At 63.5% G+C, this 25,491-nt stretch carries 22 protein-coding genes; 17 read left to right on the top strand and 5 right to left on the bottom strand.

Going from position 1 to position 25,491, the window contains the following annotated elements:
• Positions 1-33 precede the first annotated feature (33 nt).
• Together CV_RS14165 and CV_RS14160 are read left to right on the top strand one after the other, a co-directional pair.
• Complete coding sequence (locus tag CV_RS14165) at positions 34-1,728, top strand: glycoside hydrolase family 9 protein (RefSeq protein ID WP_227590044.1); 1,695 nt, start codon at positions 34-36, stop codon at positions 1,726-1,728.
• A gap of 130 nt (positions 1,729-1,858) precedes the next feature.
• Positions 1,859-2,485, top strand: a complete 627-nt coding sequence (locus CV_RS14160) for a hypothetical protein (protein WP_043596358.1) — start codon at positions 1,859-1,861, stop codon at positions 2,483-2,485.
• A gap of 71 nt (positions 2,486-2,556) precedes the next feature.
• Here the strand turns inward: CV_RS14160 and CV_RS14155 are convergent, their stop codons facing one another.
• Positions 2,557-3,876 (bottom strand): DEAD/DEAH box helicase, encoded by a 1,320-nt coding sequence (locus CV_RS14155; RefSeq protein WP_011136439.1) that lies wholly within the window; start codon positions 3,874-3,876, stop codon positions 2,557-2,559.
• A gap of 424 nt (positions 3,877-4,300) precedes the next feature.
• On the opposite strand from CV_RS14155, the gene CV_RS14150 reads away from it, so the two are divergent.
• Both CV_RS14150 and CV_RS14145 read left to right on the top strand, forming a co-directional pair.
• Positions 4,301-5,347 (top strand): EAL domain-containing protein, encoded by a 1,047-nt coding sequence (locus CV_RS14150; RefSeq protein WP_011136438.1) that lies wholly within the window; start codon positions 4,301-4,303, stop codon positions 5,345-5,347.
• A gap of 352 nt (positions 5,348-5,699) precedes the next feature.
• Positions 5,700-6,515 (top strand): hypothetical protein, encoded by an 816-nt coding sequence (locus CV_RS14145; RefSeq protein WP_227590043.1) that lies wholly within the window; start codon positions 5,700-5,702, stop codon positions 6,513-6,515.
• Between the two features lie 101 nt (positions 6,516-6,616).
• On the opposite strand, the gene CV_RS14140 is transcribed toward CV_RS14145, so the two are convergent.
• Positions 6,617-7,414 (bottom strand): response regulator, encoded by a 798-nt coding sequence (locus CV_RS14140; RefSeq protein ID WP_043596356.1) that lies wholly within the window; start codon positions 7,412-7,414, stop codon positions 6,617-6,619.
• A 256-nt stretch (positions 7,415-7,670) separates the two neighbouring features.
• On the opposite strand from CV_RS14140, the gene flgB reads away from it, so the two are divergent.
• From flgB to flgL, 11 genes are read left to right on the top strand one after another with little or no spacing between them, the layout of a single operon-like run.
• Positions 7,671-8,084 carry a flagellar basal body rod protein FlgB gene (gene flgB, locus CV_RS14135; protein WP_011136435.1) on the top strand — a complete coding sequence of 138 codons (414 nt, stop codon included), beginning with the start codon at positions 7,671-7,673 and terminating at the stop codon, positions 8,082-8,084.
• A gap of 4 nt (positions 8,085-8,088) precedes the next feature.
• Complete coding sequence (gene flgC, locus CV_RS14130) at positions 8,089-8,499, top strand: flagellar basal body rod protein FlgC (protein ID WP_011136434.1); 411 nt, start codon at positions 8,089-8,091, stop codon at positions 8,497-8,499.
• A gap of 17 nt (positions 8,500-8,516) precedes the next feature.
• Entirely contained in the window at positions 8,517-9,242 is a 726-nt protein-coding gene (locus tag CV_RS14125) for a flagellar hook assembly protein FlgD (RefSeq protein ID WP_052263100.1), read from the top strand.
• 38 nt (positions 9,243-9,280) lie between these two features.
• A complete protein-coding gene (gene flgE, locus CV_RS14120; protein WP_011136432.1) occupies positions 9,281-10,531 on the top strand; it encodes a flagellar hook protein FlgE in 1,251 nt (416 codons plus the stop codon).
• Positions 10,532-10,549: 18 nt separating this feature from the next.
• Entirely contained in the window at positions 10,550-11,290 is a 741-nt protein-coding gene (locus CV_RS14115; protein WP_011136431.1) for a flagellar basal body rod protein FlgF, read from the top strand.
• Positions 11,291-11,323: 33 nt separating this feature from the next.
• Positions 11,324-12,106 carry a flagellar basal-body rod protein FlgG gene (gene flgG / locus CV_RS14110; protein ID WP_011136430.1) on the top strand — a complete coding sequence of 261 codons (783 nt, stop codon included), beginning with the start codon at positions 11,324-11,326 and terminating at the stop codon, positions 12,104-12,106.
• Between the two features lie 42 nt (positions 12,107-12,148).
• Positions 12,149-12,832 (top strand): flagellar basal body L-ring protein FlgH, encoded by a 684-nt coding sequence (locus CV_RS14105; protein ID WP_011136429.1) that lies wholly within the window; start codon positions 12,149-12,151, stop codon positions 12,830-12,832.
• Between the two features lie 22 nt (positions 12,833-12,854).
• Positions 12,855-13,952: a flagellar basal body P-ring protein FlgI gene (locus tag CV_RS14100; protein WP_011136428.1), complete on the top strand. Its 1,098-nt coding sequence runs from the start codon at positions 12,855-12,857 to the stop codon at positions 13,950-13,952.
• Positions 13,953-13,995: 43 nt separating this feature from the next.
• Positions 13,996-14,946: a flagellar assembly peptidoglycan hydrolase FlgJ gene (gene flgJ, locus CV_RS14095; protein ID WP_043596353.1), complete on the top strand. Its 951-nt coding sequence runs from the start codon at positions 13,996-13,998 to the stop codon at positions 14,944-14,946.
• Positions 14,947-14,991: 45 nt separating this feature from the next.
• Positions 14,992-16,779 (top strand): flagellar hook-associated protein FlgK, encoded by a 1,788-nt coding sequence (gene flgK, locus CV_RS14090; protein WP_011136426.1) that lies wholly within the window; start codon positions 14,992-14,994, stop codon positions 16,777-16,779.
• Positions 16,780-16,799: 20 nt separating this feature from the next.
• Positions 16,800-17,729: a flagellar hook-associated protein FlgL gene (flgL, locus tag CV_RS14085; RefSeq protein WP_011136425.1), complete on the top strand. Its 930-nt coding sequence runs from the start codon at positions 16,800-16,802 to the stop codon at positions 17,727-17,729.
• A gap of 94 nt (positions 17,730-17,823) precedes the next feature.
• Here flgL and astE read toward each other — a convergent pair whose 3' ends face one another.
• Complete coding sequence (gene astE / locus CV_RS14080; RefSeq protein ID WP_011136424.1) at positions 17,824-18,825, bottom strand: succinylglutamate desuccinylase; 1,002 nt, start codon at positions 18,823-18,825, stop codon at positions 17,824-17,826.
• 472 nt (positions 18,826-19,297) lie between these two features.
• On the opposite strand from astE, the gene speA reads away from it, so the two are divergent.
• Positions 19,298-21,178: an arginine decarboxylase gene (speA, locus tag CV_RS14075; protein WP_011136423.1), complete on the top strand. Its 1,881-nt coding sequence runs from the start codon at positions 19,298-19,300 to the stop codon at positions 21,176-21,178.
• 62 nt (positions 21,179-21,240) lie between these two features.
• Here the strand turns inward: speA and CV_RS14070 are convergent, their stop codons facing one another.
• Together CV_RS14070 and CV_RS14065 are read right to left on the bottom strand one after the other, a co-directional pair.
• A complete protein-coding gene (locus tag CV_RS14070) occupies positions 21,241-21,768 on the bottom strand; it encodes a GNAT family N-acetyltransferase (protein WP_052278841.1) in 528 nt (175 codons plus the stop codon).
• Between the two features lie 112 nt (positions 21,769-21,880).
• Positions 21,881-23,281, bottom strand: coding sequence for an L-serine ammonia-lyase (locus CV_RS14065; protein ID WP_011136421.1), 1,401 nt, complete (start codon positions 23,279-23,281; stop codon positions 21,881-21,883).
• 509 nt (positions 23,282-23,790) lie between these two features.
• Here CV_RS14065 and CV_RS14060 point away from each other — a divergent pair.
• On the top strand, positions 23,791-25,479 hold the full coding sequence (locus CV_RS14060) for a ShlB/FhaC/HecB family hemolysin secretion/activation protein (protein ID WP_011136420.1): 1,689 nt from the start codon (positions 23,791-23,793) through the stop codon (positions 25,477-25,479).
• Positions 25,480-25,491: the final 12 nt, after the last annotated feature.

The raw sequence follows: 25,491 nt of genomic DNA, 5'->3' as shown, positions 1-25,491 counted from the left end.
GTTCGGCGCGCGTGATCAGACTGGAGGGCGACGATGGCGATGCGGTTCCTGTTCAATCATCTGGGCTTCGAGAGCGCGGCGGCCAAGCCGGCGCTGCTGCAGGGGGAGGCCGGCGCGGCGGTGGACGGCGCGGCGGTGCTGGATGCCGCCGGCAAGGTGGTCTTGCGCGTCCCCTTGCGCGCGCTGGGCGGCGTGAACGGCTGGCGCGATTGGCATTACTGGCGCGCCGATCTCGACGCGCTGCGCCAGCCGGGCCGCTACCAGCTATGGCTGGAAGGCAGCGCGCCGCCGCTGGTGTCGGCGCCGTTCGAGGTGGCGGACAGCCTTTACGGGCCGGCGTTGTTGTCCGACCTGTTGTTCTATTTCAAGTCCCAGCGTTGCAGCGGCCTGTACGACCTGGCCGACCGGTCCGCGCCGGAAGAGGGCGGCGGGGCGCGGCGCGACGCGCACGGCGGCTGGTTCGACGCCTCCGGCGACTGTTCCAAGTATCTGAGCCACCTGTCCTATACCAATTATCTGAACCCCCAGCAGACGCCGCTGCTGGTCTGGAGCCTGATCCAGACGCGCCAGGCGTTGCCGCCGCAGGGCAAGTGGTTTGACGAGCGTTTGGTGGACGAGGCGCTGCATGGCGCCGATTTCCTGCTGCGCATGCAGCACGAGTCGGGTTTTTTCTACCAGACCCTGTTCGACGGCTGGAGCAAGGATGAGAAGCGGCGCAGCCTGTGCGCCTATTCCACCCAGCAGGGACTTCGCTCGCGGGCTTTCCAGGCCGGCTGGCGCCAGGGCGGCGGCATGGCGGTGGCGGCGCTGGCGGCGGCGTCAAAGCTGCCCCGCGATGGCGAGAGCGAACGCGCCGAATACCTGGCGGCCGCGCGCCAGGGTTTCGCCCACTTGCAGGAGCACGGCGGCTCATATCTGGCGGACGGCGAGGAAAACCTGATCGACGACTACTGCGCGCTGCTGGCGGCCTGCGAGTTGTACGCGGCCTGCGGCGACAGCGATTACGCCGATGCCGCCGCCGAGCGCGCGGCTTGCCTGCTGGAACGCCAGCATGCCGACGGCTGGTTCTGGCTGGACAACAGCCGAAGCCGCAGTTTCTGCCACGCGTCGGACGCGGGGCTGCCTTATTTCGCGCTGGCGCGCTACCTGGAGGTATTGCCGGACGGCCCCGGCGCGGCGGCTGTCGAGCAAGGGTGGCTGAGGGGGCTGCAAGGCGAGCTCGCCCGCAGCGCGGATGGCAATCCTTTCGGCTATCCGCGCCAATGGGTGAGGCAGCCGGGGGAAAGCGAGGGCGCGCGCTTCTTCATGCCGCAGCGCAATGCCAGCGGCTATTGGTGGCAGGGCGAAAACGCGAGGCTGGGCTCGCTGGCGGCCGCCGCCTGGAAGGGCGCTGCGCGCTGGCCAGAGCTGGCCGGCGGCCTGGACGCCTACGCGCAGTCGGCGGTGGACTGGGTGTTGGGCCGCAATCCGTTCGACGTCTGCATGTGGCAGGGGCATGGCCGCAACAACCCGCATTACGAGCCCGGGTATTGCAATGCGCCGGGCGGGGTCTGCAACGGCATCACCGCCGAGCCGGGAAGCGACGGCGGCATAGCCTTCCTGCTGCCGGAGGAGACCGACATCAGCCAGTCATGGCGCTGGAGCGAGCAGTGGCTGCCGCATGGCGCGTGGTTCTTGATGGCTTTGGCTCAGAGGCATGGTTTTAAAATTTGCCATGAGGTGCAATGAAGTTTTGGAAAATGCCAAAATTATTTAATTTTTTGAAATAAATTTATTTGACATTACCTTCTTCATGCTTAATCATGCGGAGAGCGCTTGCTTGGCAGGTGTTTTATAAAACCTTGAAGGCGATAATGACATGTTTGAAACCGTGATGAGAAAACGCGCTGCGTTCGTCGCTGTCGCAGGCGCGTTTGGTGCAATCAGCGCCATTGCGCATGCGGAAACACCGGGTTTCTGCGATACGAATTATGCGATCGTGGGGGAAGGGTTCGATTTCCGAGGCACCAATGCCAATATCAATTACATCGCTGCGGAAACGCCCAATGTCTTGACGATTGCGGGCAATGTGAATGGTTATCGGGTGACCAAGACCATTACCCTGGTTGGATTCACCGCTAGCGGCTCCTGGGGTGATTTCAATGGCGCTCAGTGGGCAGGGAAGGGGGTGACGGGCATACAGTTCAACGACAAGGAAATGATCATCAGCGGCGAGGTTCAGCAGGGATATAACTACTCTTCATTCCGAACTAGCCGCATCGTCTTTAACGGCGATATTTCCTTTGTGCCTGGGAGTCAGGGCGCTTACTCAACATCAAAGCTCAACCAGCTTATTCCCTTTCCCAGCAGCATGTGGAGCACCAGCGGCAAGGGCATTTTCATGGGGGCGACACATTATAACAGCCAGGGGCTGCCCAATGGCGGCTGGGATCAGGGGTATACCATTTTGCGATGCGGAGTGTCCCATTCATCTGCCAAGCGGTAATGGGCTGCGCTTCTGCGCGCAGAATAAAAAAACGGCGGGAAGTCCCGCCGTTTTTCATTTTCAGATCAACCTTACTGCGCGCTGCTGCGCGGACCGCGGTTGCCTTGATAGCCGCCTTCGCGGCGCTGGCCCTGGTAGCCGCCTTCGCGACGGTTGTTGCCGTAGCCGCCGCGGCCGTTGCCGCTGCCATGGCGGCGGTCGCCGTAGCCGCCCTTGCCGTTGTTGTTGCGGCGCGGGCCCTTGGGCGGGCGACGGGTCGGTTCCAGGCCGTCGATCACGCCTTCGGTGATCTGGCGCTTCAGGTATTGCTCGATGCGGCGCACCTTGTGGAATTCCTTGGATTCCGCCAGGGTGATCGCGGTGCCGTCGCGGCCGGCGCGGCCGGTGCGGCCGATGCGGTGCACGTAGTCTTCAGCCTGCTTCGGCAGGTCGAAGTTCACCACGTGGGTGATGGTCGGCACGTCGATGCCGCGAGCGGCCACGTCGGTGGCCACCAGCACCTTGATGCGGCCGCGGCGCAGGTCGTTCAGCGTGCGGTTGCGCCAGCTTTGCGGCATGTCGCCGTGCAGGCAGGCGGCGGAGTAGCCCTGGTCGGACAGCTTGTCGGCCAGTTCTTCCGAGTAAGCCTTGGTGGCGGAGAAGATCACGCACTGGTCGAAGCCGGATTCTTTCAGGATGTAGTCCAGCAGACGGTGCTTGTGGTTCAGGTCGTCCGCGTACAGCAGGTGTTCTTCGATGGTGCCGCCGGAGGTTTCGGTGCGGGCGATCTCGATGCGCTGCGGATCGCGGGTCATCTTTTCAGCCATGCGGCCGACGATGCCGTCCAGCGTGGCGGAGAACAGCACGGTCTGGCGGGTTTCCGGGGTGGCCTTGACGATGGCTTCGATATCGTCGATGAAGCCCATGTCCAGCATGCGGTCGGCTTCGTCCAGCACCAGCATTTCCAGGCGGGAGAAGTCGATGCGGCCGGAGCGCATGTGGTCCATCAGGCGGCCCGGGGTGGCCACGATCAGGTCGATCGGGCGCGACAGCGCGCGGATCTGGTAGCCGAAGGAGGAGCCGCCCACCAGGCAGGCGGTGCGCATCCAGCGCAGGTCCTTGCCGTATTCCAGCGCGTTCTTCTCCACCTGCTGGGCCAGTTCGCGGGTCGGCGTCAGCACCAGCACGCGCGGGCCCTGGCCCTTGGCGGTGGAGCGCTCGGACAGCTTGGTCAGCGCCGGCAGCAGGAAGGCCGCGGTCTTGCCGCTGCCGGTCTGGGCGGATACCAGCAGGTCGCGGCCGGCGATGGCCGCCGGCACGGCTTCAGCCTGCACCGCGGTCGGGTTTTCGTAGCCGGCGGCTTGCAGCGCGCGCAGGATGGTCGGGGCGATGCCCAGATCGGAGAACGTCATGATGTCCTTTCAGGCCGGCTTGCTGCCGGCGTCACTCGTTAAGCCAGGTTTCGTGGCGGTTATGCGGCGCCTTCTAGGCCGCAACTCATCGGCACCAACCTGGCAAGCGGCGAACAGCAGTCCAGTCGGAAAGACTCAAGCATGGACGAAGCCTGAAAATGGTCAGGGACGATGAAGAACACACTCGGGCGAGGCGAGGGGTGGGTTTGCCCGGTGAAATTACAAGAGGCAGGACTGTACATTAATTAGCCGCGCAACGCAATAGTTTTCTGAAAATTGGCCGGGTAAGTATTTGATTGTTTGCGTCTTGAATCGTCCTGTCTGGAAAATTAGCTTGCGAACCACAAGCAAGGGGCGCCGGGGCTGGCGAAGCGGCCGCGGCTCGCTACACTGCCACTATGGGCGCGGGGCAGGGGGCGGGCGAATGCGGTTGGGGCGGAAGCTGGGTGTATGGCTGTCGCGGCGGGCGGTTGGCGCCGGCGCGGCGCCGGTGTATGCGCTGGCGGTGGCGGCGTGCGCGCTGCCTGCGCTGTTTCTGCTCTGGCGTCTGGGGGCTGCGAGCTTTGATCCGCCGGACTGGCGCGGCTGGGCGATAGCGTCGGAGATCGGCCTGTTGGCGGCGCTGGTCGGGGCGATGCTCGCCGGCTGGCTGCGGCGGGGAGCGGGGCTGCGCGGCGCGGGCGGTTGGGAGATTTCGGAGGGGATGCGCAGCCAGGCGTTCTTCGCGCATTACCAGCCGATTGTCACCGGCACCCGCGGCGAGTGCGTCGGCGTGGAAGTGCTGGCGCGCTGGCGCCATCCGGTTCGGGGCAATGTGCGGGCCGACCTGTTCATACCGGAGGCGGTCGAGGCGGGCTTGATCGTGCCGCTGACGCGCTATCTGCTCAAGCGGGTGTGCGACGAGTTGCGCAAGGTGGCGCTGCCGCCGGATTTCATGGTGGGCGTCAACATCGCCGGCGAGCATCTGGCCTTGCCGGAACTGGTGCAGGACTGCCGCGAGATGGTGGACATGCTGCGCGCCAAGCAGGCGACGCTGGTGCTGGAAATTTCCGAGCAGGTGCCGCTGAGCGAGGCGTCCGGCGCGTTAGGCGTGATCAGGCGGCTGAAGCGCGAGGGCGTGAAGCTGGCGCTGGACGATTTCGGTTCCGGTTACGCCGACGTGGCGTATCTGCGGCGTTGGGGCTTCGATTATCTGAAGGTGGAGAAAGGCCTTGTCTCGACGCTGGAATGGGACGCGCTGCGCGGCGGCGGGCGGGATGGCGTGTTGTCGTCCGGCGAGCCGGGCGTGAGGGTGATCGTCAAGGGCGTGGAGACTTCGGGGCAGCAGAGCGATCTGAGCGGGAAAGGCTTCGAGCTGCTGCAGGGCTTTTATTTCGGCAAGCCGATGACGCTGAATCACTTCAGGCAATGGCTGTATTCCGGGATCATTCAGGATCGATCGACGGCCGGGGTGCGTCCGCGGGACAGCTAGGGGCTGTTGACGTTTGCTGAGCGGCCGCGCCGGGATGCGTTTTGCGGCGAATCCAGGCGTTTCGCGCGCCGCATAGTCATGCTCTGCCAGCGCGGAACAACGAAGCGTCGTCGCGAAAAGCGCCCGGCCCCGCGGGTTTGGCCGCTTTGGGACGGAAGCCGCGTTGCCCAGCCCTTGCATAGCATGACTGTGCGTCGGACTGTGCGCCTTGCTTCCGTCTCAAACGGCGCAGACGCGATCCACTCAGCAAACGTCAACAGCCCCTAGATCCGGACGGGTTGGGACATAGGGCCGCGTTTGCTACAATGCGGCCCTTTTTCATTTTGAGGGAAGCAGTGGAATGGAATACGCCGTGCAACGCTACGCAGCCACCCGGCCCTGGGCCAAGCGAGTGGGGCAGCTGTATGTCCAGACGGTTCAGGCCGCCGAGGCCCGGGCGCAGATGAAGGACGTGATCAAGCGCGAACTGGAGCGGGCGGCGCAGGTGTTCGAGATTCCCCAGGCCACGATCGTCTGCGAACTGGCGCTGGCCGAGGCCTGGGGGCACTTCGTGCGCCATGGGCGTGTGGTTTCCCATCTGGACGCTGCGCTGGCGTCGGCGCTGGCCCACACCCGCCAGCCGTCCAATTTGCCCGATACGCTGAGTCTGCCGGCCGCCGCGTTTTTCCTGCATGTGCCGGGCGAAGGCGGCGCTTTCGTCGTGCATCAGCCCGAACGCCGCGCCCTGCTGTTGACGATGGTGCGCATGGGCTTCGCGCCGAATGGCGTCAACTGGCTGCAGGCGGCCGACCAGGTGGAGCTGGCCCGGGTCGAATATCCGGGCGAGCTGGCGCCGCAGCTGGAGGCCGTGCCGGACGAATGGCGGGCGCTGCTGTCTTCCGTGCTGAACGGGCTGGCGATGATGACCCAGCCCAAGCTCGAGCTGTCCAAGGGCTGGGAGGCTTCCGCTCCGGCCGGATGGGTGGCCGATGCCGCGCATCCGTCGTGCGTCAAGACCCGGCAGAAGGCGCGCAGCCAACTGCTGAAATCGGGTTTCGGCGAAGTGACGTTCTGCCGGGTGGCGGAGCTGGCCGACGGCGCCGAATACGCCAGCCAGGGCTATTGGCGCCGCCAGTCTTTCGGCGCCGACAAGGCGCACTCGCGCCTGGTGTGGGTGGCGCCGCGCTGACCGCCGGCGACCCGGCCCAAGCGCCATGGCGCGGGTCGAGAGCTCCGATGTGAAAAAAACGCCCGGCTTGCCGGGCGTTTTTCCATGCGCGCGGCTTCCGGTCAGTATTCGTTGAGCAGGGTGCGGATCAGCTCGCGGAGCTTGTCCATGTCGAAGGGCTTCTGGCAGCAGGCCGCGATGCCGGCATCCTCCAGGTCGTCCTTGTTGATATTGTCGCTATCGCTGGTGATCATTAGCACCGGGGCGTCCGGTTGCAGGCCGCTGCTGCGGACGTGGCGCGCGAAATCCAGCCCGTCCATGCCCGGCATGTGGTAGTCGGTGATGATCAGCTTGAACGGCTCCTGCTCCAGGTAGGGAATGGCGGCTTCGCTGCTGGCCGCTTCGCAGAAGTGCTCGAAGCCCAGCTTTTCCAGTACCTGCCGGATGTGGTGGCGAGAGGTGCTGCTGTCGTCGACGATCAGCACGTTCATCAGCGCCATGTCGGCATCGACTTCGGCGCCCAGGCTGGGGCAGTTGAGGAAGTTCATCACCGACTGCATCGCCTGGTCGAACTCATCGTGGGTGAATGGCTTGGGCAGGATGGCCAGGCTGCCGGCCTGGCGTATCGTTTCCAGCCGCTCCGGATTGGTTTCGCTGGAGATCAGGATGAAGGGCAGGTCGTACAGATCCGTGCTTTCCCGAAGTTCCCGGACCAGCTCGGCGCCGGTGATGTCGGGCAGGTGGTAGGCGCTGATGATCAGGTTCGGCCGCCGTTGCCGGGCCTGCTCTATCAGCTCGCGGCCGGATGGATGCACTTCTATCTGCGCGGCGCCCATGGCCTCCAGCGCCTTGGTGATGATTTGCGCCTGAACCGGCGAGGGTTCGGCCAGTGAGATCAGCAGTTGTTCCAAAGCCAGCATTGCTCCGCTCCGACATTCTACTTATTTGCATTATTGTCGGTTTGGCACGATTTGGATGGACCGGCAAGCAAAATCCGCAGATGGCCTGATTTGAGTGGCGCCGCCGCGCGGGCGGCAAGTTTTGCCGCTGCCATCCTTTCGGCCGTCCGGCAAACTTGCCGCTTGGCGCCGAATCGGCGTGAAAACTTGGCTTTTCGGGCCTTTCGGGTGCTGGCACACTTCGTGCTTTAGCGTAGGCCAGCGAGGAGATTGCCCAATGCTAGACAAGATTGCCCACTATTTCGACTTTCAGCAGCGCGCGCTGAACTTGCAGGCGTATCGTGCCGAAGTGATAGGCAGCAATGTGGCGAACGCCGAAACGCCGTATTACAAGGCGGTGGATTTCGATTTCAAGTCGGCGCTTCAGGCGCAGGTGGACAAGCAGGGGCAGCTGGGACTGGCGCTGACCGACGCGCGCCATATCGCAAACCAGACTGGCGGCGCCGCCGGCGTGCAGCTGCAATACCGCAGCGCGGTGCAGCCCAGCCTGGACGGCAACACGGTCGACATGGATATCGAGCGCGGCGCTTTCGCCGACAACGCTTTGCAGTATCAGTCCACGCTGGCGTTTCTGAACAAGAAGATCAGCGGGCTGAACTCGGCGATCCAGGGCAGCGGCAACGGAGGCTGATTGAATGTCCTTGTCCAATCTCTTCAATATTTCGGGTTCCGCGCTTTCCGCGCAGTCGATGCGGCTCAACGTGGTGGCCAGCAACCTGGCCAACGCCGAAAGCGCCACCAGCTCCACCGGGCAGCCGTACAAGGGTCGCCACGTGGTGTTCACCGCGGTGCCGGTGGATGCCGCCCAGCCCCAGGTGGCCGGCGTGCGCGTCACTTCGGTGGTAGAGGATCAATCGCCGCCGCGGCTGAAGTACGAACCGGGTAATCCGCTGGCTGACGAGCGCGGCTACGTGACCATGCCCAATGTCAACGTGGTGGAGGAGATGGCCGACATGATCGCCGCTTCTCGCGCCTACCAGAACAACGTTGAGATGATGAACACCGCCAAGAGTCTGCTGCAGAAAACCCTGCAGCTGGGCCAGTAATTTAAGGAGCGACAGTCATGGCCTCTGCAGCTGGAACCACTTTCAATTTCAACTCGCTGAACAATCAGCTGGCGCCGGGCGCCTCCAGCATGCAGGCGGCGAATGGCGGCGCGTCCGGCAATACAGGCAGCGCCACCAGCGCGCAGAGCCTGCAGAACAATTTTCTGACGCTGCTGACGGCGCAGTTGAATGCGCAGGATCCGCTCAATCCGATGGACAACAGCCAGCTGACCAGCCAGATGGCGCAGATCAGCCAGGTTTCGGGCCTGCAGTCGCTGAATCTGACCATGCAGCAACTGGTCGCTTCCCAGAACGCGTCGCAATCGATGATGGCGACCGGCATGATAGGCAACAACGTGCTGGTCGCCGGCAACACGCTGGCGTCGCCGGCCGCGGGGCAGACGACCCAGGGCGGCGTCATGCTCAGCGGCCCGGCCTCGTCCTATCAGGTCAGCGTGCTGGACAAGAACGGCAATGTCGTCGATACCGTAACCGTCGCCAATCCCAGCAAGGGCCTGAATACCTTCAACTGGGACGGGACGGATGGGAAGGGCCATGCCTTGCCCGCCGGGAATTACACTTTCCAGGTCAAGGTGACGCAGGCCAGCGCGGGCGGCAACACGACCGCGACCGCGTACAACAACCAGAAGGTCCAGGCGGTGTCCTGGCTCAACGGCTCGCCGATGTTGGTGTTGCCGGGCAATCAGTCCGTGCCGCTGTCGGCCGTGGCGCAGATGTCTTGATCGTCGCTTGACGCAAGGTTGAATGAAGGAGCGGTAAAATGGGTTTTCAACAAGGCCTCAGCGGAATCAACGCGGCGTCGGTCCAGCTGGATTCGATCGGCAACAACGTCGCCAACGCCAATACGGTGGGTTTCAAGAGCTCGCGCACAGAGTTCGGCGATCTGTACGCGCAAAGCATTTTCGGCACCGCGGCGAACTCGCCGGGCAATGGCGTCAGCGTCCTTGCGGTGACCGCCAACATGTCGGCGGGCAATACCGAAAACACCGGACGTAGCCTGGACCTTGCCATCAACAACAATGGCTTCTTCATCATGAACCAGCCCAACGGCACCCAGACCTATTCCCGGGACGGGCAGTTCCAGGTGAACAGCCAGGGTTATCTGGTGAACAGCTACGGCGCCTACCTGCAAGGGTACGGGGTCAACACTTCCGGCCAGCCGCAGGTCGGCCCGCTGCAGAATCTCCAGATCACCAACACCACCATTTCCCCGCAGGCCACTTCGCAAATCTCGTGGCCGGTGCAACTGAACTCCAATGCCACGGTGCCGGTCAACTCGCCGGTGAATCCCACCGATCCGACCACGTATAATTGGCCTAGTCCTACGGTGGTGTACGACAGCCTCGGCAATTCCCACCAGGTGACGCTCTATTATTCGCTGGCCTCCACCAGCGCCACCGGCAATACCTGGACGGTCACGCCTTACGTGGACGGCGCGCCCGCGACGATCCCCGGCGGCGGCAGCGGCAATACCAATTTCTCGGTGAAGTTCAACAACAACGGCAGCTTGGCGAACACCACGCCGGCCAACGTGAACCTGACCTTCAACACCACCAACGGTTCTTCCACGCCGCAGACCGTCGCCATCAACCTGACCGGGTCGAACCAGATCGCGCAAAACTACGGCACCGGCACCATTACCCAGAACGGCTCCGCGCCCGGCTTGCTGACCGGCGTCAGCATCGCCAGCAACGGCGTGGTGCAGGCGACCTTCTCCAATAGCCAGACCAAGACCCTGGGGCAGGTGGCGCTGGCCACCTTCGTCAACCCGCAAGGCCTGTTGAACCTGGGCGGCAACCAATGGCAGCAGAGCGGCAATTCGGGCCCCGCCACCGTCAACCAGCCGGGAACGGGCAATGCCGGGACCTTGACGGCCGGCTCGGTGGAGGACTCCAACGTCAACCTCACCAATGAGCTGGTGAACATGATCACTGCCCAGCGCTACTACCAGGCCAACGCGCAGACGATCAAGACCCAGGACACGTTGATCCAGACGTTGTTGAACATCTAAACAGGGCTGAGCTGAATAATGGACCGCGTGCTGTTTTTGGCGATGACCGGCGCCAAGCATGAAGCTTGGCAGCAAGCGACCACCGCCAACAATTTGGCCAACGTCAACACCAACGCCTTCAAGGCGGATCTGGCGGCCTACCGGGCCTTGCCGGTGGTGGGCGACGGCGCCCCGACCCGCACTTACGTGGTGGACAACACCATCGGTTTCGATGCCAGCCAGGGCAGCTTGCAGCATACCGGCAATCCGAGCGATTTCGCGCTGGGCACGCCGGGCTTCTTCGCGGTGCAGGGGGCGGACGGCCAGGAGGCCTACACCCGCGACGGCGGCTATGTGCTGGATGCCACTGGCCTGATGCGCACGCATTCCGGATTGCTGATCATGGGCGACGGCGGCCCGATCACGGTGCCGGCGGGAAGCCAGGTGCAGCTGGGCAGCGACGGCTCCGTGATGGCGGTGCCGCAGTCCGGCGCCAACCGCGCGCCGCAGCTGGTGGGCCAGATCAAGATGGTCAATCCCGGTCCCAAGGATGTATACAAGGGCGAGGACAAACTGTTCCACGTCAACGGCGGCGGCACGCTGCCGGCCAGCGCCGATGTGAAGCTGGTGCCGGAAACGCTGGAATCGTCCAATGTCAACTCGGTGGAGGCGCTGGTCCAGATGATCTCGCACGGCCGACAGTACGAATTGAATATCAAGATGATGCAGACCTCGCAGCAAAACGATCAGCAGGCTGCGCAGTTGCTGTCCATGAGCTGACGGCATAGCGGAAAGAAAGCAGGGTAATACGCCATGATGCGCGCACTGTATATCGCCAAGACCGGCATGGATACCAGCCAGTTCCAGCTGGACGTGGTTTCCAACAACCTGGCGAACGTCAACACCGTGGGTTTCAAGAAAAGCCGCGGCATATTCGAAGACCTCTACTACCAGACGCTGAGGCAGCCTGGCGGGCAGCTGGCGAACGGCAACGCCAATCCCACCGGCCTGCAGGTCGGTACCGGCGCGGCCGCGGTGGCGTCCTCTCGCATCTTCACCCAGGGGCCCCCGCAGCAGACTGGGCAGCCGCTGGACCTGCAGATCCAGGGCGACGGTTTCTTCAGGCTGCTGCAGCCGGATGGCACCACCGCTTACAGCCGCAACGGCCAGTTCCAGCGCGACGCCAACGGCAATGTCGTGAATCCGGATGGCCTGCCGTTGAACCCGAACATCAATATTCCGGCCACTGCCCAGCAGATCACGGTTTCGTCCGCCGGCGTCGTCCAATACACCCTGGCGGGCAGCGCGGCGCCGCAGACCGCGGGCACCATTCTGCTGACGACCTTCATCAACCCGCAGGGCTTGCAGAGCATAGGCAACAACCTCTACCTACAAACCGCGGCCTCGGGCGATCCGCAGGATGGCAATCCTCAAACCGATGATCGCGGCGCGATTAAATCCGGTTTTCTGGAGTCGTCCAACGTCAATGTGACCGAGGAGCTGGTGAACATGATCACCGCGCAGCGTTCGTTTGAAATGAACTCCCGCGCCGTGACCACCGCGGACCAGATGCTGCAGAAGCTGAGCAATTTGTAATATCGCGAGGCGGTGCGGAGCCGCCTTGACGGGAGCATGGCAATGAAAAGCAAACTGGCGATCACGATGGTGTCGGCGCTCCTGCTGGCGGCTTGCGCGGTGCAGGAGCCGCCGCTGGTGCAGGGGCCGACCACGGCGAAGCCCCAGCCGCGGCCGGTGGGGCTGCCGGCCAATGGCGCCATCTTCCAGGCGGCGAGCTACCGACCGATGTTCCAGGATGCGATGCCCATCCAGGTGGGGGATACGCTGCAGATCACCATCCAGGAGAATTCCTCCACTTCGCAGTCCGAGCAGGTGACCGATACCCGCACCTCCGGCCTGAGCTCCAACATCACCGCGGGCGTGAAGATCCCCTTCCTACCCAGCGGGCTGGCCAGCGGCCTCGGCGGCACCAGCTTCAACAGCTCCGGCTCCGCCAATAACACCGGCAAGGGCAATAACCAGGTCGCCACCACTTTCGTCAGCTCCATCACCGTGACGGTGACCGATGTGCTGGCCAACGGCAATCTGGTGGTCAGCGGCGAGAAAATGGTGCGCATCAACAGCGACACCGAGTCGATCCGCCTCTCCGGCGTGGTCAATCCCCGCGACGTGACGCCGGATCGGACCGTGTCGTCGCTGAAGGTGGCCGATGCGCGCATCGAGCAGCAGACCAAGGGCAACAACCGTCTGTACAACGAGCCTGGCTGGTTGTCCAAGATCTTCATGTCGCTGCTGCCGATCTGACGGCGGCGGCGGGAGTCGTTTGATGAAAAAATGGATCGTGATGGCCAGCCTGCTGCTGGCCGCGCTGCCGGCGATGTCCGCCCAGCGTTTGAAGGATATCGCCAATATCGGCGGGGTGCGCCCCAACCAGCTGATCGGCTACGGCCTGGTGGTGGGGCTGGACGGCAGCGGAGACAAGGTGACCTCGTCGCCGTTCACCGGGCAGGCGATGATCAATATGCTGAACCAGCTCGGCGTGCAAGTGCCGCCCGGCACCAAGATCGATCCGAAGAACGTGGCGGCGGTGACGCTGACCGCGACGCTGCCGCCGTTCTCCAAGCGCGGCCAGATGCTGGACGTGACCGCGTCGTCGATAGGCGACGCCAAGAGTCTGCGCGGCGGCACGCTGCTGCTGTCGCCGCTGAAAGGCGCGGACGGGCAGATCTATGCGATGGCCCAGGGCAATGTGGTGGTGGGCGGCGCCGGCGCTTCGGCCGGCGGCAGCTCCACCCAGATCAATCAGTTGAGCGTGGGGCGCATTCCGTCCGGCGCGACGGTGGAGCGCGAGGTGCAGACCGCGCTGGGCGACGGCGAATTCATCCACCTGGAACTGCAGGAATCGGATTTCACCACCGCCAACCGCGCGGTACAGGCGATCAACAAGGTGTTCGGCGGCGACACCGCCCGCGCGGTCGACGGCCGGCTGATCGAGGTGAGGGCGCCGTTCGACAGCAATCAGCGCGTGCAATTCCTGTCCAGGATGGAAAATATTGCCGTCGATCCGGCAGATCTTTCCCCGCTGGTGATCATCAATGCCCGCACCGGCTCCATCGTGATGAACCAGGCGGTGACGCTCGGGTCGTGCGCGGTGTCCCATGGCAACCTGTCCGTGACCGTCAACAACACGCCGCAGGTCAGCCAGCCGAATCCCTTGTCCGGCGGCAAAACCGTGGTCACCAATCAGGCCGACATCACCATCAACAGCACCAGCGGCAAAGTGGTGGGTTTGAAGGGGGGCGCAAACCTGTCCCAGGTGGTGAATGCGCTGAATGCGCTGGGCGCGACGCCGCAGGATCTGATTTCCATCCTGCAGGCGATGAAGTCCGCAGGCTCCTTGAAGGCCGATCTGCAGATCATCTGACCTGGCATGATTATTGCTGGGTTTGGGGCCGAGGAGCGAAGAAATGACCGCGAAATTCCAGGGCCTGTTACCCAACGACATGCTGAGCCGCCAGCTGGCCGCCGATCCGACCGGCTTGCAAAAGCTCAAGGCGAAGGCCAGCGGCGATCCCAAGGCCGCCGCCAAGGAAGCGGCTTCGCAGTTCGAAGCGCTGTTGATGAACACCATGCTGAAGACCATGCGCGCGACCAAGTTCGACGAGAGCGAGGCATCCAACAGCATGGACACTTTCCAGGGCCTGTCCGACCAGCAGATGGTCCAGGCCTTGTGCTCGCGCGGCGGCATCGGCCTGGGCGACATGATCTACCGGCAGATCGCCAAGCAGTCGGGCTTCGAGCCTGATGCCGGGAAGGACGGCGCGGCACTGTTGTCCCACGGCCCGGCCCTGGCGGCCCGCCCGATCGGCGAGCGCGCGGCCCAGGCATATCGCAATGCTTCCGGCGTTTCTGAGGCGGGCGGCAGCTCTCCGTCCCAGACCGTGGGAGGCGGCAATAAATCGTTCGTCGGCGGCATGCTGTCGCATGCGCGGGACGCCGCCCAGCAGCTGGGCGTCGCGCCCGAGTGCGTGGTCGCCCATGCCGCGCTGGAAAGCGGCTGGGGCAAGCGGACCATACGCAACGCCGACGGAACCGACAGCCATAACCTGTTCGGCATCAAGGCCGGCGGCGACTGGCAGGGCAAGACGACCACGATCATGACCACCGAGTATGTGGGCGGCGTGGCGCAAAAGCGGCAAGAGACCTTCCGTTCCTATGGTTCATACGCAGAGGCCTTTACCGATTACGCGAAAGTGCTCAAATCCTCCTCGCGTTACAAGAACGTTCTGAATCAAGGGCAAAACGTGTACGGCTTCGCCCAGGGCCTGCAAAGCGGCGGCTACGCCACCGACCCGCGCTACGCGCGCAAACTGGTCGACGTGGCGGCGAGCCTGGCGCAACAAGTGGCCAGGACTTGATCAAGCTTTGGCGAAAACGGTCGATAAAGGCTTAGAGAGGTAATCATGGCTATCATCGGAGCGGACGTCTTTGGCATCGGCCTGAGCGGACTGAATGTCGCGCAAAACGCCTTGTCGGTGACCAGCAACAACATATCCAACGTCAATACCCCCGGCTACAACGCCCAGTACATGACGCAGGCCGGGCGTACGCCCGTGAACGCGGGCTTCGGCTACCTGGGGCAGGGCGTGGACGCGACCAGCGTGATGCGCACCTACAACCAGTACCTGGTCACCCAGATGCAGACCGCGCAAACTAACAGCAGCTACTACACGACCCAGTCACAGCAGCTGCAGCAGGTTGCCAACATGATCCAGAACAGCACGCAAAGCGTGAGCCCGGCGATCCAGTCGTTCTTCGGCGCGATGCAGACTCTGACCCAGCAGCCTAACTCCACCGCCAGCCGCCAGGCGGTGCTGGGCATGGCCCAGGCGCTGGCCACCTCCATGACCTCGATGAATTCGCAGCTGCAGCAGATTCAGCAGGGGGTGAACAACCAGATCAGCAGCTCCGTGCAGAGCATCAATGCGCTGGCGCAGCAGATCGCCAACCTTAACCAGCAGATCGGCGCCGCCACCGGGGGCAATCCCAACGGCGCCCAGCCGAATACGCTGCTGGATCAGCGCGACCAGGCGGTGACGCAGCTGAACCAGCTGGTCGGCGCCACCATCAACAAGAACAGCGACGGTTCGTACAATGTCAGCATCGGCAGCGGCCAGCCCTTGGTCGTCGGCACGACGACCTTTTCGCTGCAGACTCAGCAGGACCCCAACAACCCGGCCAACTACCTGATAGGGCTGGCCGGGCCGAACAACTCGCTGACCATGTTGCCGAACAACATCATGAACGGCGGGCAGCTGTCGGGGCTGCTGAATTTCCGCGACGGTCCGCTGGTGCAGACGCAAAAACAGCTGGGCACCCTGGCGATCAATTTGTCCGCGGCGATGAACTATCAGAACTCGCTGGGCATGGACCTGAACGGCAACACCCCTGGCGCGGCGATCTTCCAGGACTTGTCGAAGTACGTCAACAACCCCCAGTATGCGGCGGGCCAGTTCGGGGTGGTGATGTCCGATCCTTCGCAGCTCGCTTGCGCGTCCAATCTGGCGCCGACCGGCGGCGCGGGCGGCAGCGGCGTGACGATGAGCGGCGTGTGGTCCAATCTGCCGGGCACGTACCAGACCGATATCAACAAGACTCCACCGGTGCTGGATTCCGTCACCCAGCACCCGTCGTATCAGCTGACCGGCATGACCGTCACGGCGTCGGCGACCTCGCCGATCACCATGACGGCCACCATCACCGGCACCAATGGCGGCGGACCGTACAATGTGGTCGTCGATCCGACTCTGCCGAACAGTTACAAATTGCAGACCACGGCGGTGCCGCCGGTGGATGTCGGCATCGGCTTTCAATTGTCCGGGGTGCCTGCGACGAACCAGACTTTTACCGTGGGCCCCGCAACCAGCACCAAGAATTCCGGCGACAGCAACAATCTGCGCCAGATGACCGCGCAGCAGAATATCAATCTGGTGAACGGGCAGTCCTACCAGGGCTTTTACTCGACGATGGTGGCATCGGTGGGCAATGCCACCAATACGGTGAATCTGCAGAATCAGACCGCGCAGACGACGCTGCAGGAAGCGCAGAAAAACAATTCCAATGCCTCCGGCGTGAACCTGGACCAAGAAGCCGCGAATCTGATCAAGTACCAGCAGTCATACCAAGCATGCAGCAAGGTGATACAGATTGCGCAGAGCACGTTCAGCACAATCCTGAACGCCTTGTCCTGATTTGGTGAAGGAGCACGAATATGCGCATCAGTTCAAACACCCTATACCAGTCCGGCGTCAATAATATGTCGGCGCTGCAGTCGGATCTGCTTCAACTTAATATGCAGATCGATACCGGCAAGCGCGTGGTGACGCCGGCGGACGATCCGGTGGCCGCCGCCCGCATCGAATTGCTCAACTCCTCCAGCGGGCAGAACACCCAGTACGGCAAGAATACCCAGGCGGTATCCTCCTGGCTGTCGCTTTCCGATTCGACTTTGCAAAACGTCGTCAATCTGATGGGGGCGATGAAGAGCCAGGCGATTTACGCTAACAACAGCTCGCTGTCTCCTACCCAGCTGCAGCAGCTTCAAAAGACGGTTGCGGAGGGCATCTCCGAGTTGACCGGCTACGCCAACGCCACCGACGGCAACGGGAATTTTCTTTTCAGCGGCAATGCCGTGACCACGGCCCCGTTCTCGGTGAACATGAATGCTTCGCCGCCGGTGACGACGTATAATGGCGACAACGGACAGCGCAGCGTGCAGGTGAGCGCATCGCGCACCATGACGATTTCCGATCCCGGCAATGTGGTGTTCGGCATTCCCGGCGGAAGCCCCACCGCCACTTTCGACGCGCTGGCCAATCTGTACGATCTGCTGGGACAGAATCCCAAGCCGGCCAATTTCCCCTCGCAGATCAGCACCATCATCAACCAGATCAGCAATGCGACCCAGCAACTGTCGATCGCCCAGGCCTCGGTCGGCTCGCGCGAGCAGGAAAACGAAACCCTGCAGGGGATGAGCGGCAGCCTGGACCTGCAATACAATAGCGCGATCGGCGATTTGCAGAATGTCGACATGGCCAAGGCCATCTCCAACTTCACCCTGACCCAGACTTCCTTGCAGTATACCCAGAAAACTTACGCCCAGGTTTCCCAGCTCTCGCTGTTCAGTTATATCTCAGGCTGAGTATTTGCCCGGTTCCGCAGGGGCGGAAAGGCACCGGCTTCGACAAGGAGGCGGTGCCTTTTTGTTTGCCAGGCAGATGGATGGTCTCCTCGCGCTAACGGCTTGGCAAGCGGGCGGGCTCCACCACGATGCCGGCGCGCAGGCCGGGCTTGACGGCTGGATTGGGGAACAGGATGCGCTCCTCGCCGCCTGTCGCCTGATAGCGGACGGCGCCGTCCTCGGCGATCAGCATGCCGTCCGGCAGCAGGGTGAAGTTTTCGACGCTGTCCGCCAGGTTCAGCTTGAAGGCTTCGCTGTGTTTGACCAGGTCGTATTTCGCCCTGAACAGCGGCAACTTGTCCTCGTCCAGGTCGGGAACGTTGGCTTGCGGGTTTGACAGCAGGCCGCGCAGCGCGCCATCGATGCCGGAGAAGCGGCTCAAGTCGTTTTGTCCGAATGGACGGGCCTTGCCCAGCTCCAGGGTAAAGGCGTCCGCCTCGCAATATTGGCTGGTGAAGTAGCTGAAGGTGTTGGCCGGCTGGGTGTGCAGCAATACGGCTTCGATGCCGCAGCGCTGCAGCCAGGCCAGCTGTTCGCGCTTGTGGGTGCGGCCGTCATGAAGAAACGGGTAAATGGCGAATTTCTCGAAAACCGATCCGCGAATGGCGGTGTGCAGGTCGTAGTGCAGCTTGCGCGCCCGTGCGCCGGCGAAAAATTCCGCCGCCAACGTTTCCAGTTCGGCGGCGCGGACGGACTCGGGCAATTCGGGGTGTCTGGCGTGGGCGCCGTTGAACAGCCGGTTCATGTCGTAATTGCCGTAACGCACGCCCTGCCGGATCGCGTCCAGGTTGGCGAACATCACCAGCAGGCGGCAGTTCAGCGCCAGCTGTCCCGCGGCGATGTCTGTCAGCATGCCGTCCACCACTTCGATGGGCGCGGTTTCATTGCCGTGCACGCCGCAGGACAGCAGGACGGAGTCGGCGCCGCGGGCGTCGCCATTCAGCTCCACGCAGCCCGGCGCCAGCCAGCGGGCGGCCAGGCCGCCGGGCAGTGGCCATTCGGCGCGGGTATCGGAAGAGGAGAGCGCGTGTTGCAGGAAGGATGGGCTGTGCGTCATGGCGTGGCTATCGATTGAAGACGGTGTGTGATGTCCGATTGTAATCTCGGCCCGCCGTCCGGTCATGTCGCGGCGCGGCGGCGGCGGGCGGGCAGTGTTGCGAATCTGGTTAAAAAGCTTGCCGTTTGCCGAAAAAAACGCCGCCGGGCGCATGGCCGCGGCGGTGCCGGATGTCATGGCTGCGCCTGGCGGAGGCGCGCAATCCTTTGTTTTGTTTGCCTTGATTTTTTCGACGGGCGGACAAAGGGCGCGGGCGGGGAGCGCGTGCGGTTTGGGCGTGTGCGAGCGGGTACATTTTTTTACTTGTCAATCAGCGAGATGTTGTTATAATCCGCGCTCGTTTGCGCTATGCAACAACTAACAATTCATTCTGTTTCGCTCCGACATCCCAGGCCCACATAAAAGCTGTAGAGCCCGAAAGCCGTGCACTAAGGAGCGGGGTTATCCATCATAAGTTCTGAGAGGAAAACTCATGGCTTGGTCTGTGGCTGATAGCCGGAGCCTGTACGGCATCCGGCATTGGGGGGCTGGTTATTTCGATGTCGGGGACAGCGGCAACATCGTCGTGCGTCCCAATGTGCGCCAGCGCAAGGAAATCGATCTGTACCGCCTGGTGCGCGATCTGGGCGGCAAAGGCCTGGATCTGCCTCTTCTGGTCCGTTTCCCGGACATTCTGCAGGACCGCGTGACCCGCCTGTGCGGCGCCTTCGACAAGGCCATCGCCGAACAGGGCTACGGCAACCGCTACACCGCCATCTACCCGATCAAGGTCAACCAGCAGGAAGCGGTGGTCAAGAGCATCATCGCCACCCAGGACGTGTCCATCGGCCTGGAAGCCGGCTCCAAGCCGGAGCTGATGGCGGTGCTGGCCTTGGCGCCCAAGGGCTGCACCATCGTCTGCAACGGCTACAAGGACCGCGAATTCATCCGTCTCGCGCTGATCGGCGAGCGCCTGGGCCACCAGGTGTTCATCGTGATCGAGAAGGAGTCCGAGGTCGATCTGGTGATCGAGGAATCCCGCAAGCTGGAAGTGCGCCCCAATATCGGCCTGCGCGTGCGCCTGTCGTCGCTGGCGTCCAGCAAGTGGTCCGACACCGGCGGGGAAAAGGGCAAGTTCGGCCTGTCCGCCGGCCAACTGATCTCGGCCACCGACAAGCTGATCGCGGCCGGCCTGGGCGACTGCGTGCGCCTGATGCACTTCCACATGGGTTCGCAGATCGCCAACATCGCAGATTACCGCCTGGGCTTCCGCGAAGCGATCCGCTACTTCGCCGAGCTGCGCGCGCTGGGCCTGCCGGTCGACCATGTCGACGTCGGCGGCGGCCTGGGCGTCGATTACGACGGCACCCACTCGCGCAACGACAGTTCGATCAACTACGACATGGCCGAATACGCGCACGTGATCGTGTCCATGCTGTCCGAGTTCTGCGCCGAGAACGGCATCCCGCACCCGCGCATCCTGTCCGAATCCGGCCGCGCGATGACCGCCCACCACGCGGTACTGCTGATGAACGTGACCGATGTCGAGCGCCTGCCCGACACAGTGGCGCCGATCGACAAAGCGGAAGAGCTGTCGCTGCCACTGCGCAAGCTGGTGGAGCTGGCCAACCTCAATGACGAGGAGCTGGTCACCGAGATCTACTACCGCGCCAGCCACTGCGTGTCGGAAGTGAGCGAGATGTACGCCGAAGGCCGTCTGTCGCTGCAGGAAAAGGCGCTGGCCGAAGACCTGCACGCCACGCTGTGCCGCCGTCTGCACAACCAGCTGCAGGCCAGCCAGCGCTCGCAGCGCCAGGTGTACGATGAACTGACCGACCGTCTGGCCGACAAGTATTTCTGCAACTTCTCCGTGTTCCAGAGCTTGCCGGACACCTGGGCCATCGATCAGGTGCTGCCCATCATGCCGGTGCATCGCCTGGCCGAGCAGCCGACCCGCCGCGCGGTGCTGCAGGACCTGACCTGCGACTCCGACGGCAAGCTGAAGCAGTACGTCGACCAGCAGAGCATCGAGTCCAGCATGTCGGTGCACGAAGTGAAGCAGGGCGACGAGTACCTGATCGCGGTGTTCCTGGTGGGCGCCTACCAGGAAATCCTGGGCGACATGCACAACCTGTTCGGCGATACCGACTCGGTCAACGTCTACGTCCGCGAGGGCGGCGAGCTGGAGATTTCCGGCATCGAGGAACACGATACCATCGAGGACATGCTGCGCTATGTGCACCTGTCGCCGGAGGACCTGCTCAACCGCTACGAGGCCAAGACCCGCGAATGCGATCTGAACCCGGAAGAGCGCAGCCTGTACTTCGCCGAATTCTGCCGCGGCCTGAAGCAGTCGTCTTACCTGGCGGTCTGATTTCCGCATCCGCGTATTGAAAAACCGGGCCTTGGCCCGGTTTTTTTGCGTCTGAAGCGTCCTCAGCCCGGTTCGGAGCCGGAAGGGACGAAATACAGGCTGGGGCCGTCTATGCCAGGCAGGTCCAGCGTGCGGTCGTAGACCAGGCCCAGTTTTTCCAGCACCCGGATCGAGCCCTGGTTGTGCGGCGCGGTGATGCCGACAACGCAGATGATGCCCAGCGCGTTCCGGCCGTGTTCCAGGCAGGCGGCGCCGGCTTCGCTGGCGTAGCCGCGGCCCCAGTGGCGTTGCAAGAAGGCGTAGCCGATGTCGGGGTAGGGCAGGCTGTCGCGCTTGACCAGGCCGCAGATGCCGACCGGTTCGCCGTTGTCGCGCAGCGCCACCATCAACAGGCCGTGGCCGTGCTGGCGGTAGCTGGCCTGCGGGCCTTTTTCGATGTAGTTGCGCGCGCCGGCCAGGTCATGCACATCCTTGTCGCCGATATTGGCGAGGAAGGCCGGTTCATTGACCAGCTCCAGGATGAAGGGGGCGTCGCTTTCCTGCAGCGGGTGCAGCAGCAGGCGCGGCGTTTCTATGTCTAGTGAGTGCACGGAATGAGGCTCGGGTGTGGGTGGGACAGGCCACAGTGTGCCAGCGGGCCGGAGCTTAGCCAATAAAAAAAGCCGCGGTTTTCGCCGCGGCTTTTTTTGCTTAGAGCTGGGGTCAGCACTCGACGATGTTGACCGGCACCTCGATCACATTGATCGCCAGGCCGCCGCGCGCGGTTTCCTTGTACTTGGTGCTCATGTCCATGCCGGTGTCGCGCATGGTCTTGATCACGCGGTCCAGCGACACGAAGTGCTGGCCGTCGCCGCGCAGCGCCATCCGCACCGCGTTGATCGCCTTCACCGAAGCCATCGCGTTGCGCTCGATGCAGGGCACTTGCACCAGGCCGCCCACCGGGTCGCAGGTCAGGCCCAGATTGTGCTCCATGCCGATCTCCGCGGCGTTTTCCACTTGTTCCGGCGTGCCGCCCATCACTTCGCACAGCGCGCCGGCGGCCATCGAGCAAGCCGAACCCACTTCGCCCTGGCAGCCGACTTCGGCGCCGGAAATGGACGCGTTCAGCTTGAACAGGATGCCGATGGCGCCGGCGGTCAGCAGGAAGCGGACGATGCCGTCGTCGCTGGCGCCCGGCACGAAGCGGGCGTAGTAGTGCATCACGGCCGGGATGATGCCGGCGGCGCCATTGGTCGGAGCGGTCACCACACGGCCGCCGGCGGCGTTTTCTTCATTCACGGCCAAGGCGTACAGGTTCACCCAGTCCATCACCGTCAGCGGGTCGCGCATCGCGGCTTCCGGAGAAGCCAGCAGTTTGCGGTGCATGTCGGCGGCGCGGCGCTTCACCTTCATGCCGCCCGGCAGGATGCCTTCGCGTTCGCAGCCGCGCTTCACGCAGGCCTGCATCACGTTCCAGATGTTGAGCAGGCCGGCGCGCACTTCTTCCTCGCTGCGCCAGGACAGCTCGTTCTCCAGCATGATCTGGCTGATGCTCTTGCCGTGGCGCTGGCACAGCGCCAACAGCTCGGCCGCGCTCTTGAACGGGTGCTTCAGCTCGGTGACGCCCGGCGGGACGAAGCCGGCGTCGATCGCCGCTTCGTCGACCACGAAGCCGCCGCCTACCGAATAGTAGGCGCGCTTGGACAGGCTTTCGCCGGCGGCGTCGAAGGCCTCGAAGATCATGCCGTTGGGGTGGTAGGGCAGGGTTTTCTTTTTGTGCAGGATCAGGTGCTCGCTTTCGACGAAATCGATCTCGCGCTTGCCCAGCAGCTTCAGTTTGCGCTGCTCGCGGATGGCGGCCAGCATGCCGTCCACTGCATCGGTGTCGACCAGGTCAGGTTGCTCGCCCTGCAGGCCCAGCAGCACCGCCACATCGGTGCCGTGGCCCTTGCCGGTGGCGCCCAGCGAACCGAACATCTCGGCGCTGACGCGGACAGTGGCGTCCAGCTGGCCGTCCTTTTCCAGGCGGCTGATGAATTGGCGGGCGGCGCGCATCGGGCCCACGGTGTGGGAGCTGGACGGGCCGATGCCGATTTTGAACAGGTCGAAAACACTGATTGCCATGGTAATGCTTCTCTAAGGGAAATTCCCGGCTCGGGCCAGGTTGTTGTCGGGCGCCGCGAGGCGTCTCTTAGTTTGTATTGTAATGGTTGCCGGGCGAGGGTGCGCGGGCGGCGGATGATTGCGCCGCAGGCGAGTAGCCTGGCTGGCTCGTCGGCAGATTACCGCAGAGCGCAATCCCGCACCACCCTGTCGAGAATATGGTCTTATTTGGAATATGTCATTGTTTTTTATGGGATTGCGCGGGGGCAGCGTCAGGTCATGGGAGCAAGCGGGATTCGGCGTCAGAGAGGTTGTCGTATTTTTGCCCAAAAAAACCCTTTGTCATTTTGGAATGAAACGGCCATTTTTTGAATTTTTCTGAAATTTATGTCATTAGAATTATGCGATCTTAGATTTATCAATCTCTTGCCAAGAAAATAAGTAATTTTACGTAATCGGAAATGTAATCAAATTGTTAATATTTGCGGCAGTATTTTTAATAATTTTAAATATTCACTCTGATTGCCGCGATGAACTTTGTCATAAAGGCCGCCTGCATGGGCGGCTTGCTCTTTCCCGCCTGGGCCGCCGCTACCGTGCCGGACGCGGTGCTGCAACAGAACGACCAACAACTCCGCCATCAGCAACAACAGCTGGAGCAACGCCGCCAGGAGCTGCAACAGCGGCCGGATGTGTTCTCCCCAACGCCGGCGACATCACCGCAGACAGCTCTTCCCGCTTCCGATGCGCAGCACTGTTTTACTCTGAGCCGGGTGTCGCTGGAAGGTGCGCCCGCCGGCTGGCTGGCCTGGCTGCAGCCGCTGGCTGACGCCGGCCTGGCCGGCTGCGTCGACCTGGCCCGGATCAACGGCCTGACGGCAGCGCTCACCAACGAGATGGTGGCGCGTGGCTTCGTCACCAGCCGGGTCTACCTGCCGGAACAGAACCTGCGCGGCGGCCAACTGCGGCTGGCGGTGGTGCCCGGCCGTATCCACGCGATCCAGCTGAAAGCGGGCGGCAGCGACATCGGCCTGCGCAGCGCTTTCCCGGCCGTGGCCGGCGACATCCTCAATGTGCGCGACCTGGAACAGGGCCTGGAGCAGTTGGGCCGGGTGCCGGGCCAGCAGGCGACGATGGAGCTGACGCCGGCCGACGCGCCGGGCGAAAGCGACGTGGTGGTGGACCGCGGCGGCGGCCGTCTGCTGTCAGGCCTGCTGTCGCTGGACGATTCCGGCCAGAACGCCACCGGACGGCTGCAAACCTCCGGCAGCCTGACGCTAGGCGGCGCCACCGGCCTCAACGACGCGCTGTCGCTGTCCTGGAGCCAGGACGCCGAGCATCTGGCGCATCCGCTGAGCCAGTCGGCGTCGCTGTCCTGGCTGCTGCCGCTGGGCAACTGGACCGGTTTTTTCAGCTACAGCGGCTTCGCCTACCACCAGACGGTGCAGGGAGTGAACCAGAGCTTCACCTCCAGCGGCCACAGCCGCAACACCCTGCTGTCGCTATCGCGGCTGCTGCGGCGCAATCAGAGCGGCAAGACCGAACTGAAGCTGAGCCTGACGCGCAAGGCGTCGCGCAGCTTCGTCGAGGATGCCGAGGTGGCGCAGCAGCGGCGCGACCTGACCATCGCCGGGCTGGAGCTCAGCCATCGCCAGTATCTGGGCGAGGCGGTGCTGGATGGCTCGATCAGCTACCAGCGCGGCATCGGCGCCTGGGGCGCGCAGCCGGATACGCTGGCGGCGCAGGGCGGCCCGACCGCCCGCCACCAGCTGTACCAGGGCCGGCTGGCGCTGCAGCTGCCGCTGCATATCGCGTCGCAGACGCTGCGCTGGAGCAGCGAGCTGCGCGGCCAGTACAGCCCGGACCTGCTGATGTCCAGCGAGCAGTTCGCCATCGGCGGCCGCGGCAGCGTGCGCGGCTTCAATACCAGTACGCTGGTGGGGCAGAGCGGCTATTACCTGCGCAACGAGCTGAGTTGGCCGCTGCCGCAGCTGCAAGGCTTGGCGCTGGAGCCCTACCTGGGGTTGGACGCCGGCCAGATCGCCCGCCCGGCTTACGACGCCGGCCCGGACCGCAGCCTGTCCGGCTGGGCCGCCGGCCTGCGCCTGAGCCTGGGCGGCCATCTGTCCGCCGAACTCAGCCACGAGCGCGCGCTGCACCAGCCGCAGGGCTGGGATCGTCCCGCCATCACCCATTTCTCGATCACCGCGCAGTGGTGAGCCCGCTGCCCT

Source organism: Chromobacterium violaceum ATCC 12472 (genome assembly GCF_000007705.1).
Taxonomy (GTDB): Bacteria; Pseudomonadota; Gammaproteobacteria; order Burkholderiales; family Chromobacteriaceae; genus Chromobacterium; species Chromobacterium violaceum.
Note: the sequence above shows the minus strand (reverse complement) of the source record. Positions and strands in the feature narration are given on the sequence as shown.